The organism is Vibrio sp. 10N.261.55.A10, from assembly GCF_041470825.1.
Classification (GTDB): domain Bacteria; phylum Pseudomonadota; class Gammaproteobacteria; order Enterobacterales; family Vibrionaceae; genus Vibrio; species Vibrio crassostreae_C.
Genome location: NZ_JBFRNC010000009.1, coordinates 46,120 through 60,847, shown reverse-complemented (window position 1 = coordinate 60,847; position 14,728 = coordinate 46,120). Strand labels below are relative to the sequence as shown.

11 protein-coding genes and 1 pseudogene are annotated in these 14,728 nt (G+C 44.9%); 4 read left to right on the top strand and 8 right to left on the bottom strand.

Annotated elements, in window-relative coordinates:
• Positions 1 to 199: 199 nt before the first annotated feature.
• From AB4274_RS02870 to xsc, 6 genes and pseudogenes are all read right to left on the bottom strand, one after another.
• A complete protein-coding gene (locus AB4274_RS02870; RefSeq protein ID WP_136980001.1) occupies positions 200 to 1,807 on the bottom strand; it encodes a BCCT family transporter in 1,608 nt (535 codons plus the stop codon).
• Between the two features lie 486 nt (positions 1,808 to 2,293).
• The gene (locus AB4274_RS02865) at positions 2,294 to 2,866 is read right to left on the bottom strand and encodes a malate synthase (protein ID WP_017070684.1); all 573 of its coding nucleotides are present in this window, start codon (positions 2,864 to 2,866) and stop codon (positions 2,294 to 2,296) included.
• Positions 2,867 to 3,102: 236 nt separating this feature from the next.
• Positions 3,103 to 3,294: pseudogene (locus AB4274_RS02860) on the bottom strand (hypothetical protein); the annotation flags it as partial.
• Positions 3,288 to 3,674: a nuclear transport factor 2 family protein gene (locus tag AB4274_RS02855; protein WP_372110923.1), complete on the bottom strand. Its 387-nt coding sequence runs from the start codon at positions 3,672 to 3,674 to the stop codon at positions 3,288 to 3,290. The gene AB4274_RS02855 and the pseudogene AB4274_RS02860, both read right to left, overlap by 7 nt.
• Before the next feature lie 265 nt (positions 3,675 to 3,939).
• Complete coding sequence (locus tag AB4274_RS02850) at positions 3,940 to 4,755, bottom strand: FRG domain-containing protein (RefSeq protein ID WP_372102746.1); 816 nt, start codon at positions 4,753 to 4,755, stop codon at positions 3,940 to 3,942.
• Between the two features lie 400 nt (positions 4,756 to 5,155).
• Positions 5,156 to 6,967: a sulfoacetaldehyde acetyltransferase gene (xsc, locus tag AB4274_RS02845; protein WP_372110921.1), complete on the bottom strand. Its 1,812-nt coding sequence runs from the start codon at positions 6,965 to 6,967 to the stop codon at positions 5,156 to 5,158.
• A gap of 262 nt (positions 6,968 to 7,229) precedes the next feature.
• Between xsc and AB4274_RS02840 the strand changes: the two genes are divergently transcribed.
• Positions 7,230 to 8,213: an AAA family ATPase gene (locus AB4274_RS02840; RefSeq protein ID WP_372110919.1), complete on the top strand. Its 984-nt coding sequence runs from the start codon at positions 7,230 to 7,232 to the stop codon at positions 8,211 to 8,213.
• Between the two features lie 3 nt (positions 8,214 to 8,216).
• Positions 8,217 to 9,935, top strand: a complete 1,719-nt coding sequence (locus tag AB4274_RS02835) for a cobaltochelatase CobT-related protein (RefSeq protein WP_372110916.1) — start codon at positions 8,217 to 8,219, stop codon at positions 9,933 to 9,935.
• 84 nt (positions 9,936 to 10,019) lie between these two features.
• Here the strand turns inward: AB4274_RS02835 and AB4274_RS02830 are convergent, their stop codons facing one another.
• Positions 10,020 to 10,784 (bottom strand): TSUP family transporter, encoded by a 765-nt coding sequence (locus tag AB4274_RS02830; protein ID WP_372110914.1) that lies wholly within the window; start codon positions 10,782 to 10,784, stop codon positions 10,020 to 10,022.
• A gap of 70 nt (positions 10,785 to 10,854) precedes the next feature.
• Positions 10,855 to 11,928, bottom strand: coding sequence for a phosphate acetyltransferase (pta, locus tag AB4274_RS02825; RefSeq protein WP_050632872.1), 1,074 nt, complete (start codon positions 11,926 to 11,928; stop codon positions 10,855 to 10,857).
• 155 nt (positions 11,929 to 12,083) lie between these two features.
• Here pta and AB4274_RS02820 point away from each other — a divergent pair, with 155 nt between their 5' ends.
• Both AB4274_RS02820 and AB4274_RS02815 read left to right on the top strand, forming a co-directional pair.
• Positions 12,084 to 12,872 carry an IclR family transcriptional regulator gene (locus AB4274_RS02820; RefSeq protein WP_017065657.1) on the top strand — a complete coding sequence of 263 codons (789 nt, stop codon included), beginning with the start codon at positions 12,084 to 12,086 and terminating at the stop codon, positions 12,870 to 12,872.
• Between the two features lie 236 nt (positions 12,873 to 13,108).
• Positions 13,109 to 14,536, top strand: a complete 1,428-nt coding sequence (locus tag AB4274_RS02815) for an NAD-dependent succinate-semialdehyde dehydrogenase (protein ID WP_372110911.1) — start codon at positions 13,109 to 13,111, stop codon at positions 14,534 to 14,536.
• The last annotated feature ends 192 nt before the right edge of the window (positions 14,537 to 14,728 follow it).

Genomic DNA, 14,728 nt, shown 5'->3' with positions numbered 1-14,728 from the left:
AAGATCAACACGCCCTAGAACCGAGCACCTAGAACTAAGAACGAAAAGAGCCACAAGTGATGATTCACTTGTGGCTCTTTTTTATCTGGTCTCTGATTTCTTCCTAGGCATAAAAAACTCTCTTGCACCAAGTACAAGAGAGCTTTGAATCATGCTGAGTAAAGTAAATCTCTATCTAGCGACTTACTTAATTCACGATTTATTTTGTAGTTTGAGTTACGGTTTCTTGCCCTTTACCGACTTCTGTCAGTAGGCCTTTCAACAAGCTCACACAACCAATCAAAAGAATGATCGTAAACGGCAGTGCTGCAATAATCGTAATAGATTGCAGAGCTTGGATTGATTGAGTACCACCAATCCACAGCATCACCATCGCGATAGCACCTGAGATAACCGCCCAAACGACTTTCTGTTTCACTGGCACTTCTAATTTACCACCCGCCGTCATGCCATCGATAACGATAGAACCTGAGTCCAACGTTGTAACGAAGAACACGATGATCAGCGCGACTGCGAGAACAGACAGAATGCTACCGAACGAGTAAGCATCTAGCATGTAAAACAAGCTTAGAGATACGTCTGTAATGCCTTGGTCGAGGCCAAGTTGCCCCACATGGTTAATTACTTGCTCGATAGCTACGCCACCGAAGATCGACATCCAAGCCGACGTTACCAATGTTGGGATAATCAATACGCAAAGTAGGAATTCACGAACCGTACGGCCTTTAGAAATACGCGCTACGAACATACCGAAGAAAGGTGCATACGCTACCCACCATGCCCAGTAGAACACAGTCCAACCATGCAGCCATGTTGTGTCTTCACGACCCGCACTTTGGCTCAAAGCTACGATATTTTTCACATAGCCCGTTGCCGCCGTTGCCATTGAATCAAGCACAGTTGTGAAATTCAATACAGCGATAAGACCAAGGAATATGAATGCAATAACCATGTTCAGGTTACTTAGGAACTTAACACCACCGTCCATACCACGTAGTACAGAGATGATCGCCAAGCCCATGATCAGAACGATGATAGATTGCTGAAGGAAGATGTTGTTTTCCAAGCCGAACACGTGGCTAATACCACTTGCTGCTTGTGTACCACCTAAGCCCAATGAAGTCGCAAGGCCAAACAGAGTAACCAGTACGGTTAGTACATCGATTACATCACCAGTTTTGCCCCACACACGCTCACCCAGAATTGGGTAAAACACAGAACGCATTGATAGCGGTAAGCCTTTGTTATAAACAAAGTACGCCAGACAAAGCGCCGTCATGCCATAGATAGCCCATGCATGAAAACCCCAGTGGAATACGGTTGCGCCCAGTGCTAATTCACGACCAGCGGCTGTGAAAGGTTCTGCGTCTAATGGCGTTCCGAACCAGTTCGTGAAGAATGCAGTTGGCTCTGCAACACCCCAGAAGATAAGTCCAATACCCATACCTGCTGCGAATAACATCGCAATCCAAGATGACATTGAATAGTCCGCCGTCGCGTCTTCACCACCTAAACGGATTTTACCCAACGGTGAAAAAGCAAGAACAACAGCAAACGCTAGCATGATGTTAGCTCCCCACATAAACAGGAAGTCAAACTTTGATAGAACAGCACCCTTAATAGAATCAATTGCAGCTTTAGCATCTGCAGGAGGAAGAGCAAGAAGAGTGATGATGAAGAGAAGAGATAAGCCAACTGAGGCTACGAAAACTGTGTTATGGACATCCATGCCCCATTTACTGACGTTGTCTTGACCAACTTGATAGTCAGTAGAATCAATACTGTACTTTTTTGATTTAAAACTCATAAATTATGATGTTCGCATATCCGATTCAACGAATATAAGGACGCTCTCCATATCCAACTACTACTTGATTGGCTCGCCGCATCGCCTAAATAAAAGGCAATAAAAATCACAATAGTTAGTGATAAATGGACTTACTGGCTCAATCCCAAGGCGCACATTATAGCACAGCTCAAAGCATTTTGACTGATTTTTAGCTCAATAGTCACCCAAACCACCGTTGATAGTGATAGTTAACCCAATAAAAACAGATTAAAACAAAAGAATAAAAACCTTCAAATACAACAATTTAAATTAAAATAACGCACCGTAAAATCACATCCAAACTTTTTGCCGATAATTTTAATAATCACCCAATTTACTTATAGCTCTAATAAAAAAGCCCCGCTATAGGGGCGGGGAAAGTTACCAAAGGTAAAAGAGAAATCAGTGCTCAAATGTCAGTGCTGCGTCTCACAGATCTGCACTGCACATTTCAAAGACAGTTCGTTAGATTGCGAAGCAAAAACCTAGGTTATAGTCTTCACCATTTTTCGCCGTGAACTCTTTGTCTTCACTTGATGCATTCGGGCGGCCACTTTCATCGCCTTTTACTAAGCTCACCCAGTGACGGATGCCAGAAGAACGGCTCGCCTCAGTTTGACCAAACGTGGTGCACGTCTCTAATTGGATATCTTGAATATCAACCAACTCCAGGCGGCCAGTGCCTTTACGAGCACCGATTGTCACTTCAACGTGCGTACCGCTTTCATCACGGAATAGGATTGCTGAAGGCTTAGATTTATCACCTGTGTAAGCTACAAAGTGTTTAGCGCGTTTTAGGCCGGTGTGCTCACCGTTTTTGAAGTAAACCTGAACATGTCGGTAATCAATCTCGTAGCTCACCGCGTCTTCGTGTGAACCCGCCTCAAGAGGAAATAAAGTATCAAGCAACTGTTTCGCCATTTTTTGTTTTTCGAGTTGCTTGTCTGCTTTCACCATTTCGACGGCAAAGACAGCTTCAGCAATAAAAGTTGAATGGTTTCTGTGAAGTTCTGTTTTGTCTAGTGTCAGCATATTCATAGTCTATCCCTCGTACGGCTTTAAATTTCATTAAGGTCAAACATCCCAATAGACCCTTTTCAAAATTGTTCTTTACTGTGTGGTTTCCATGTTTTTCATACTACTGTTATTTTTGAAACAATTTCACAACAAAAATTACACAGTGTGAATTTTACTAAATTGCTTTTTTACACAAACCGGCATTTCGAGCCCCCAGCCCTTTATTTAACTGGGTTGAGGGTTCCGTAGAAACGCGTTTACGTGTTGTTTGAATTTGTGTAATAACCCACCCCAACCAACTTATTGTCGATAACTCGATAGTAAGTGTGCTTAGTTTCCACTTTGCTCGACAGCGGATTTAACCATCGATAGGTGTAAACGCCACGACCATTTTCTTTGGCTAGATTTAACATCTCAGTGAGAATCGGTTTATCGTCTGGGCTTAGATTTTTACGCTGATTTTTCCATCTTTCAGGGTAAACACATCAACCATACGAGCTTCGATGACAGTGCCATCAGGGTTAGTCGCAGAGAACGTTGATTCACTTACCGCGCGGTCACCACACACAAAGTGGACAGGGTCGATCCAAGCTGCATCTGGAAAGTTCTGCCAAACCAATTCAAAGCTATTGCGAACGGCTTCGTACCCTTCGATAGTGTTTCCAAGTTCGCCTTCTCCTGCCACGGTGTGGAAGACACAGTCTTCGGTCATAAACGACATTAGCGCTTCAATATCATGGTTATTCCACGCATCACTAAAAGACTGTAAAAAGGCGGTGTCGACTTGGTTTTCCAGCACGAATGTCGCCGCATTGGTTTGCATATTCATATTCCAGAATCCTTTATGTTTTCGTTATTGGTTTAGATTTCAGTAGCTTTGCGCCACTTTTTTATTAGAGTGTTTAAACTAGATCTGTGAAAATTTAACAACTTGATAACAAGGTTCATCACTCTAACTTCGAGTTACTTTATAAACAATCTTTAAGCTCACAGATTTCATCTTTTTATAAATTAATTAGTGTTCTAATTTTATTTACACAGTCACTCACTAGATTTATACGAGGTCTAAATAAAATAATTAGAAATATTAGACTTTAGTCGAAGTCAAAATCTTGATGGTACTTTCGGCCATACTGCTCAAGTTTACGGTTATGGGTATTCACTTGTAATTCAATATTCCCCTCACCTTTATTAATAACTTGATTGTTATCTATATGGGCTTCATTTTTTATATCGGTTAGCTTCTCTTCGATATAATCAGTCGGTTCATTTAAAACGTTCATGGATATTAACTCCTTTATCAGGTTTACTTTTACTGATGGAAGAATATGAACGGACACTAGACCGTTTGAATATTCTTTCTCATCGTACAGAGGCTGAATGGCATCATTGCCACCTTCCTTAAATGGGTGAATGGAATACCACTTGTCCTTGCGCGGCTCTTGCTGATCGCAATCCGCCACATTAAATATCTGAGTTTTGTTGATATTACACGGCGAGCTAAAAACACTAACCCGCTGATAATCAATAGCTTTAATTATGTTTATGCAGTCTTTACTTTGGCTGTGACACACCGACCAAAGCGCATTTAACAGGTTATCGGTCCATTCCAGTAAACGGGTGGGAAAGCCCTGCTTTTTGGCTAAACACATCAATAACCAGTCATTTATGTCGTTAGAACTCAGCGAGTGACCACCGTAAACTCTCACGGTCGAGAGAAGCTCTTGTTCGACACGGCGTATGTTCTTACGATTGGAACGGCCTAAACTTGGCATTAGATTATTATTTTCATAATCACACACGTTATACATCAAACCACGTTGGTCACTGCATTCATTCATTAATGAATTAATTATTTTATACAGCTCTTCGAGTGAGCTTATATAACGTTTATTGTTCACAGCATGCATGTAATAGGTCACTTAATTTAAATTTATTACAATTAAAAATTAACTATCATGGTTAATCAGTATCGTTACGAATGATTTTAAAAATGACAATAGGTATATGTCTTTATCAATGGCCATATATCCTCATCAATAACTAACAGTTATAAAACCATTAACTAAGGAGCAATTAGCTAAGGGTCGATTAATAAGGAACGACAAAGTTTATATAACTAAAACCACTTATATGTACAACAGCCATTTAATTCATGTTCTAACGTTTGACTAAGGATTATTGAAATACGGGTTGCCGGTATTCACTTAAGTACATTGCCAATACCCGTTAATATTGCCCGACCACATTCTCGATTGCACTTTCTCTAACACTCTCGAAAATACCGTGGCCGGACAAACTTCCTACGACTTATACGTAATCTTTGTATTTATCTAGGAAACGAACCGGTGTTGATAGCGCATCTCGGCGGAACGGGTCGCCCAACTCCTGAGTACACATGATTTCAATGATGGTTGTTTTGCCTTCGTTCATCTGCATGTCGATGGCTTTTTGCAAGGTTGGACCTACATCTTCTAGCTTATCAACCGTGATACCTTCAGCGCCCATTGCTCGTGCGATTTCAGCAAAGCTTTGGTTATCTAGCTCACCGGCAACAAAGCGTCGGTTGTAGAAGTCGACTTGGTTCTTCTTCTCTGCACCCCATTGACGGTTGTGGAATACCACGGCTGTCACTGGAATGTTATGACGAACACATGTCATGGTTTCCATCAGGCTCATGCCCCACGCACCGTCGCCTGCATAAGAGATAGCTGGGCGATGAGGTGCTGCTGCTTTCGCGCCAATGATGGTCGGGAACGCGTAACCACAGTTACCAAAACTCATTGCCGCAAAGAAACTACGTGGTTTTTCAAAGCGTAAGTAGCTGTTTGCCACCGAGTTGATGTTACCGATATCGGTTGAGACCATTACGTCTTCTGGCATCGCTTTTTCTAGCTCACGCAATACTTGGCGCGGGTGAAGGTATTCACCACCAGAGAACGGAGTCTCGTGTGAGTTTTCTTCAATCATATCCAAGCTGAACGAGTCACGTTCGTGTGTCCACTCATCAAGCTCTTTTTCCCAAAGTGCTTTCTCTGTTGCGACCGTGTCTTGACGAGCGCCTTTATTGTCATCACACAACAATGCACGGCCTTCCAATCTTTCAGATAGAGCAACCGCAGCTGCTTTCGCATCACCACAGATACCAACTGAAATCTTCTTAACCAGACCTAGCATCTTGTTGTCGGCATCAATCTGAATGATTTTCGCGTTCTTCGGCCAGTAGTCCATACCATGTTGAGGCAACGTACCAAATGGACCAAGACGTGTACCCAAAGCAATAACCACATCCGCTTGAGCCATCAACTTCATTGCTGCTTTCGAACCTTGATAGCCTAGAGGACCACACCATAATGAGTGGCTAGCAGGGAACGAGTCATTGTGGAGGTAACTGTTTACTACGGGTGCTCCTAGTCGTTCTGCCAGTGCCGCACACTCTTGAACGGCATCAGCCATTACCACGCCGCCACCAGAAATGATGACTGGGAATTTCGCTTCAGCAATCAAGTCTGCCGCTTCGTTCAGAGATTTTTCACCACCTGGGCCACGGTCTAAACGTGCTGGTTGAGGGATCTCGGTTTGAGTTTCACCGTAGAAATAGTCACGTGGAATGTTCAGTTGAGTTGGACCCATTTCACTCATCGCACGGTCGAAGCATCGACCTGTGTATTCCGCCATACGATCTGGGTGCGTTACGTGTCCTTGATACTTAGTAAACTCTTGGAACATTGGAAGCTGGTTACATTCTTGGAAACCACCTAAGCCCATTGTTTTAGTGCCTGTCTCTGGCGTCACAATCACGACCGGGCTATGTGCCCAGAACGCAGCTGCAATTGCTGTTACACAGTTACTGATACCTGGGCCATTCTGCCCGATAACCACACCGTGGCGACCAGATACACGAGAGTAACCATCTGCCATGTGGGCAGCGCCTTGCTCGTGTACTACTGGGACCAATCGAATGCCAGCAGGAGCAAAGATATCCATTGCGTCCATAAATGCCGACCCCATGATACCGAACATATCGGTAACATCATTAGCAACCATAGTTTCAACGAACGCTTCTGATGGTGTCATTGTTACTGTGCCGGAAACAACCGTACGTTTTTCTTGCTCGCTCATTCTTCCATTCTCCTTGAGTTAACCAAAATTTCATTTTTCGGAATGAATTGTCTCTTTTTCGAATTCATTTTCACCTTAGTAGTAGAATTTTTGCGCGTCAACTTTTTATATTAAATTGGAACAATTCATTCTAATTAATAAAACTGGATCACATTATTGGTAGTTTTTCGTACAAAAAGTGCCGTTAACTTAACTGGAGCTGTTAATAATCGATGACATATCGCGATAGCAGCGACAAGTGATGAGCTATATAGAGGGAAATATGATGAAAGAGGCGGAATTGGTACCAACGCAGCCGGTAAGCGTGAGAGAACGCTTTGGCATAGACAGCAACCTAACGGTGATGGCATTTGAACATCCAGGTGAATATGTGCCGAAAGTCGACCCAAATTACTGTTTTGATCCTGAAGTGACGCTGGCTATATTGGCGGGGTTCACCTCCAATCGTCGCACATTGATACAAGGCACACACGGAACGGGCAAGTCGTCTCACATTGAGCAAATTGCCGCGAGATTGAATTGGCCATGTTTGAGGATCAACCTAGACGGGCACTTAAGTCGATTGGATTTCATTGGTAAAGACAGCATCGTCATTAAAGATGGAATGCAGGTGACAGAGTTTAAAGAAGGCATTCTTCCACAAAGCATTCAACAGCCCATCGCGCTGGTATTAGATGAGTACGACGCTGGTCGCCCTGATGTGATGTTTGTGATTCAGCAGCTATTAGAGCAAGACGGAAAATACACCTCTTTAGAACAAAACCGAGTGATCACGCCTCACCCTTCTTTCCGCCTGTTTGCTACCTGCAACACGCTTGGCTTGGGTAACTTTTCAGGTTTGTATTCGGGTACTCAAGTGCTTAACCACAGTCAGTTAGATAGATGGAACATCATCGCTACGCTCAACTATTTAGACCCACAACATGAAACCAAAATCGTGTTATCTAAGCTTCCAGAGCTGAATAATGAAAATGGCCAGCAGTTAATAGAGAAAATGATCGCCACCGCAGGATTAACGCGTAACGGGTTTCGGGCTGGCGACCTTTCGACTGTGATGTCTCCGCGTACAGTGCTCACTTGGGCTGAAAACATCCAAATATTCGACGATGTACCGACGGCATTTAGGCTTTCATTCTTAAATCGCTGCGAAGACGAAGAGAAAGAACTGGTTAGCGAATACTATTTCCGTTGCTTTGGTGAAGCCTTGGAAGCGCATACTCAAAACTATTCGCACTCGGAGTCGTAAACCATGGCCAATGTTTCTTCTCAGCAGAAAAAGATCCTCGATATTGGTGTGTCTGTCGCCAGAGCAATCAGTGGTGAACTCGATCTGAACTATCGGGGAGAACGACTCTATAAAGGCAGTAAACCCTGTTATTACCAGTCTGCTCACACCAACGATCTCACCTTTGTGTCTCGTCATGAGCTGAAAAACAGCAAGCTATCGATGCAAGGCAAGATCGATTCATCGGCACTACGACTCTTGCTTTCAGACGCTGACCTCCATTATTCATTGCGCCCTCAAAACGAAATAGAACGTCTGTTATACGATTTCTGCGAACAGGTACGAATTGAATCGCAAGTCCCGCCTTATCTAAAAGGCGTGACCACCAGTATCCAATTTAACTTTGCGTATTGGAGCGACCAATATCATCAAAATGGCTTTACCGAATCACGAATAGGCATGTTGCTGTTTACACTGATGCAAGTCATCCACACCCGTTTAACTGGCGTTCCGGTGTCTGAGCCTATCGCTGAGACCATTGAATCGACTCGCGCCGGTATCGTGCCTACTTTTGGGCATAGCCTGAAGCTCTTGAAGCAGCATAGAACCGACCAACAACAGTTTGCTCACTGCGCCAACGAATTGGCAGCCCTTGCACAAGAGCTCATCAACCAAGAGCAAGACAGCGATAACTCGGCTACGCCAACCGTTGAAGAAGACATAAAAATCCTTGCGCAGCTTGCCCTTATCGTTGATGGAGACATTCAAGATCAAGACGTCGATACTGACATCACGGGCAGTAGCAAGGTTTTTGAATTGTCGGGCGCCAATTATCAGGTCTTTAATTCAGAATTTGATCAAGTCATCGCCGCAGACAAACTCGTCAGGCGCGCCCTATTACTCGAACTGAGACAAAAGCTCACCGATGACATCATGGCGAGACAAGTAAACACTCGCCGTTTAGCCGCTATGCTTACTAGCTTTGTTGCCACACCACAGAGGAACCGACGTCAGGGCCATTTAGAAGAAGGCATTGTTAATGCCACTACCATCACCAAGCTCGTCACATCGCCATTGGATCGAACTGTCTTTTATCAGCCTGACATCGGTACATCTCATCAATGTGCCATCACATTTTTGATGGACTGCTCAGGCTCAATGCAAAAGCACAGTCACAAGTTAAGCCTACTGATGGATACAATTCTCAAATCTGTTGGACTGGCCAACATCCCTTTCGAGATTACTGGCTTTACTACCAATAACTGGAACGGTGGCAAGGTTTATCGGCAGTGGCTTAAACAGGGCCAACCGAAACACCCAGGCCGCTTAAACGAAGTTCGTCATATTGTATTCAAGGATTTTGATACGCATTGGAGACGCGCTCGCCTTGGCATTGCGAGTCTTCGTAAAGCCGACATCTTTAAAGAAGGGATTGATGGCGAAGCGGTTCAGTTCGCTAGCCATCGATTGCAGCAGCACACCGCCCAGAGAAAGGTTTTGATCGTGTTCTCAGACGGCTGCCCAATGGATACCGCGACCAGCACCGCCAACGATCAGTTCTATTTGGATAACCACCTCAAACAAGTGATTGAACGTGAGTCGACCAAAAACGGTATTGAGATTCATGGTGTGGGAATGGGCGTGGATTTGAGCCCGTACTATCGCAGCAACATCACGTTAGATGTACAAGAGAGCTGCTTGTTTGGGCTATCTAGGAGCATCTTTGAGATGCTAAAGCGCTGACGTGTCAGTGAGGAGGGTTTCATCAAGCATTAAACGAGAATCAAGCCCTCCTCCTTCAAAGGTGACTTTGATAAAGAAGACGTTCTAAGCTGCAAACAAAGACCATGCAGAGACAGCCATCAAATATCCGCCTATCAGCATTAACACCGTAAACACTAGCTTTCTGAGCTGATCATTGGACAACGGTGGTGGAAAACGTCGAGCAAACATTGTGACAAGCGCCACCAGAGGAACAGCAATAGCGGATAACCACAGTATGCTCTGTTCCATGTCGCCTGCCGCATAGACATTGACCGTACGGGACATCGACGTACAAGCGAACACCATCAGCAGTGTGCTTCGCACCAAATCGAGCGTAAAAGGTTGCCGATAGAGATGATAAACAATCGGTGGACCTGCCATCCCAAATAACCCACCCGCTAACCCAGAGCTAAATCCTGAGACAAGGAAAGATACGGTTGCCGAACAATCCTTTCTGGTTTTAGGTTTAAACATAAAGCTCAAGCCTGCGAACAACACCATGGCACCCAATAACCCTCGTAGGATTTGGGTTGCCGATTCGCTCAACGCGTCCAGCAAGTACACGCCCATCGATACGCCGGGAATAATACCGATGACTAACACCACCAGAATCTTGAGTTCCCCAAGCAGTGGCTTACCCATCAACGCCACCAAGCAATTGAACAAGGTCACAATACTGACCACCGCGGCAATAACGGGTAGGGATACCAAATTAAGGCTGACCGTTAACCCAATCACGATGATACCGAGACCAAATCCGGTGACAGTTTGGAAATAGGTACCCACCGCAATGGTGGCAAGAATGGCGAGTAAAACAGGTAACTCCATTAGCTATCCTAATTAGGTTATTTGGGGTAAATATGAGTGCAAGATTCAGCATTAGTTTAAGCAACGAGTGTTAATACCGGAATTCAAACTCCGACTCTTCGCTCTCTTCAACATCAGCTTCAGTGTCAGCCATAGAGTCAGACGCTTTCACTTGCTGCGCTTGTACCGCGGTAACGGCAATGACATTAAAGATATCTTCGGCACTACAGCCTCTGGACAAATCATTCGCTGGTTGATTTAACCCTTGCAGCAACGGGCCAATCGCAACCGCACCACCTAGCCTTTCCGCAAGCTTATAACCGATATTCCCCGCTTCTAAGTTGGGGAATATCAACACATTTGATTGGCCTTTGACCTCTGAATCAGGCAGTTTCTTCGCCGCTATTTCAGTGACAATTGCCGCATCGAGTTGAACGTCCTGATCGACGGCGATTCCGGGACAACGTTGCTTCACGAGTTGAGCGGCATTACGAACCTTATCAACCGATTCGTGTTTAGCACTGCCGTTAGTCGAAAACGACAGCATCGCGACTTTAGGTTCTTCCATCAGGAGCGTTTGAGCGCTGTTTGATGCCGCTACGGCAATCGATGCCAGCTCGGTTTCATTGGGGTTAATAACCAAACCACAATCGCTGAAAATCATACCGCCTTTAAGATTATGGAAAGGCTCACACAACATCATCAAGAAGAAACTCGACACCAATTCGCTGTCCGGTGCAGGGCCGATAATCTGCAGCGCAGCTCGCACCACATCAGACGTGGTATAAACCGCGCCATTAACTGTGCCGTCTACCAGCCCTTCTCTGACCATCAAATTGGCAAAAACAAGTGGATCTTGAACCAGCTCTAGGGCGTCATCATAGGTCATGCCTTTAGCTTTTCTCAATGTATACAGCCGCTCAGCGAGCACCTCTTTGAGTGGCGACGCTTGTGGAGAAACAATATGAATGCCAGCGAGGTTAATATGGTGAAGTTCTGCAGCAGCGATGATCGCCGATTCATCGCCCACAAGTGTGATGTGAGCGAGCTGTTTGTCGATTGCCATTCTTGCAGCAGCTAGCACTCGCGGGTCCTCCGCTTCACTCAAAACAACACGCTTACGATCTAAATGAGCTTTATCAATAATCCGTTCAATCGCCTTCATCTTTAAATTCCATTTATTGAGATTAATTGTTCCATAATTTATATTTAATATTATTGGAATAATAAAAAAGATCAAATTTTATTCAGATAATTGAAGAATAATGATTTGGTATGTACACTCTTAGGCATAGACATATCGCAAGGATGAATCACTGTATGCAAACAGAAACACCACAAGTTCAAGGGGATACACCGACCCTCCGACTTTTTGCACTATTAGAGGTGATAGCGCAAAAAGACGAGTTTATTTCTCTGCAAGGTTTAGTCGAAGAGACCGGATTGCCAAAACCCACGCTGCACCGAATGCTTCAACAGTTAGAAGCGGCGGGCATCATTCAAAGAGATGGCGACGAAAAACACTACAGCTCAGGTATTCGACTCAGAAAACTTGCCGAAAACCTACTTTTGAATAGCACCATGCACAGCGCGCGACGCACTATCCTTGAGAACCTGAGAGCAGAAGTCGGTGAGAGTTGTAACCTGACCGCTCTTTCAAGTGGCGAAATCATCTATCTCGATCGTGCAGAAACTGAAGCCCCACTCCGCTTTCACCTGCACCCCGGCTCTCGCGTTCCCGTGCACTGCTCGGCTACTGGCAAACTGTTTTTAGCGCACATGTCTAAGTCGCAGCGCAGACGATTAATTGAAAATGTGCCGCTGACTCAATACACAGTAAACACGATTACCGACTATTCGACTCTAGAGAAAGACATCGAAGAAGCGAAAATCCAAGGTTTTGCTATTGATGATGAAGAGTTTTTGCCAGGCTTAGTCTGTATCGCAGTACTGATCCCATCACCAACAGGTCAATCAAACCTAGGCCTAGCGATACAAGCTCCTGTGATTCGAGTTAAACCGGATGAAGCAATAAAATTCTTGCCTGCACTTCAAAAAGCAGCAAAAGCGCTAGCGAAGATCGAAGCTGATAATTGGAGTCAGCAGTAAGCACTTTCTTAGAGAATTTCGAAATCCATAACTTCGCTGATCATGGATTTCGAAAATGCTACTTTGATAAACAATGATTTGATTTGGTAAACAATGCTCGCGCAAACAAGGGCTTCAAAACTATCGAATTAACGACCACAATCTGCGACTAATCAACATTTGGTCGAAGTGATCTGAACACACGCCAACCCGCACATCAGCAACACGTCTAAAGTAATCACGACAAAGGAATCACGATGCTAAACATTGATAACCAGCACTTACTCTCTTTTATGGTGACAGAAGCGAACAACGCAGTTGCAGTCACAAACCCAGCAACGGGTGAACTCATCGGGCACGCACCGGTATCATCAGAAACAGAGTTAGCGAGCGCGATCGAACGAGCTCATGTAGCGCAGAAAGAGTGGGCAAAAATCCCTGCTAAATCTCGTGCTGCACTACTTCATCGCTGGCACCAGTTGATCCTCGAAAACAAGGATGACCTTGCTCGAATCATGACAATGGAACAGGGCAAGCCGTTAGCCGAGGCGACAGGTGAAGTCGTGTATGGCGCGAGCTTCATTGAATGGTTTGCAGAAGAAGCGAAGCGCACTTATGGTGATTCCATTCCTAGCACAGTCGCTGGCAAACGCTTGGTGACCATCAAGCAGCCTATTGGTGTCGCATGTGCGATTACGCCATGGAACTTCCCGATTGCAATGATCACTCGTAAAGCGGCTCCTGCCTTAGCAGCGGGTTGTAGCTTTGTCGTGAAACCTTCAGATGAGACACCGCTTTCTGCGTTTGCTGTGGTTGAATTGGCTTATCAAGCGGGTATCCCTAAGGATCTGCTCCAAGTAGTGCTTGGTGAAAGCCCAGAGCAAGTGGGCAACCTATTCACTTCGCATCCGCTTATCAAAAAAATCTCTTTCACTGGGTCGACCCGTGTGGGCAGTATCTTGATGGCTCAAGCGGCAAAAGGCATCAAACGCACCTCTATGGAGCTCGGTGGCAATGCACCTTTTATTGTGTTTGACGATGCTGACATCGACGCGGCCGTTCAAGGCGCAATGGCGTCGAAGTTCCGTAATGCAGGTCAAACATGTGTCTGTGCGAACCGATTCTACGTTCACAGTAAAGTGTACGATGAGTTTGTGGCTAAATTCGATCAAGCGGTTCAGCAGCTTAAGATTGGTAACGGTTTAGATGAGGGTGTCACGATTGGACCTGTTGTCAGCCTGAATGCGAAGAACAACATCCAAGCTTTGATAAACCGAGCGATTGAACAAGGTGCTGCGCCTGTGACGCCAACTCAGGAGCTTAATGGGCTTTTCATTCAGCCTGTTGTTCTTAAAGATGTAAAACACAGCATGGACATCGTTCAACAAGAGATCTTTGGCCCAGTCGCGCCTGTGATGAAATTCGACACGGACGAAGAGCTTATCGAGATGGCCAACGATACCATTTATGGATTAGCGTCGTACTTCTACAGTCAGAACATTCATCGAGTATGGAACATCGCAGAGGCACTTGAGTACGGTATGGTCGGCATTAATGATGGTCTAATCTCAACCGAAGTCGCGCCTTTCGGTGGTGTGAAACAATCAGGTATTGGCCGTGAAGGTGCGAAAGAAGGCATCGATGAGTACATGGACATTAAGTATCTTTGCTTTGGCGGAAAATAAGGTTGGTAGTAACTAAGTTCTGGCAGTGATTAGGGCTCGGAAATAATTAAGTCTTAGTGAGCACTAACCTGCCCCACTTCCCCCCTTCCCACCACAAAAATGAATCAAAAAAAAGCCGCGCTATAAAAGCGCGGCACCTTGGGCTCGGTTAAAGGGGGTTTCTTTTTTTAGTATTTTACATTCTCTATTTTT

Coding starts and splice junctions, on each gene's coding strand:
- AB4274_RS02870 (WP_136980001.1), bottom strand. CDS start 1,807: ATGAGTTTTAAATCAAAAAAGTACAGTATTGATTCTACTGACTATCAA.
- AB4274_RS02865 (WP_017070684.1), bottom strand. CDS start 2,866: ATGAATATGCTGACACTAGACAAAACAGAACTTCACAGAAACCATTCA.
- AB4274_RS02855 (WP_372110923.1), bottom strand. CDS start 3,674: ATGAATATGCAAACCAATGCGGCGACATTCGTGCTGGAAAACCAAGTC.
- AB4274_RS02850 (WP_372102746.1), bottom strand. CDS start 4,755: ATGCATGCTGTGAACAATAAACGTTATATAAGCTCACTCGAAGAGCTG.
- xsc (WP_372110921.1), bottom strand. CDS start 6,967: ATGAGCGAGCAAGAAAAACGTACGGTTGTTTCCGGCACAGTAACAATG.
- AB4274_RS02840 (WP_372110919.1), top strand. CDS start 7,230: ATGATGAAAGAGGCGGAATTGGTACCAACGCAGCCGGTAAGCGTGAGA.
- AB4274_RS02835 (WP_372110916.1), top strand. CDS start 8,217: ATGGCCAATGTTTCTTCTCAGCAGAAAAAGATCCTCGATATTGGTGTG.
- AB4274_RS02830 (WP_372110914.1), bottom strand. CDS start 10,784: ATGGAGTTACCTGTTTTACTCGCCATTCTTGCCACCATTGCGGTGGGT.
- pta (WP_050632872.1), bottom strand. CDS start 11,928: ATGAAGGCGATTGAACGGATTATTGATAAAGCTCATTTAGATCGTAAG.
- AB4274_RS02820 (WP_017065657.1), top strand. CDS start 12,084: ATGCAAACAGAAACACCACAAGTTCAAGGGGATACACCGACCCTCCGA.
- AB4274_RS02815 (WP_372110911.1), top strand. CDS start 13,109: ATGCTAAACATTGATAACCAGCACTTACTCTCTTTTATGGTGACAGAA.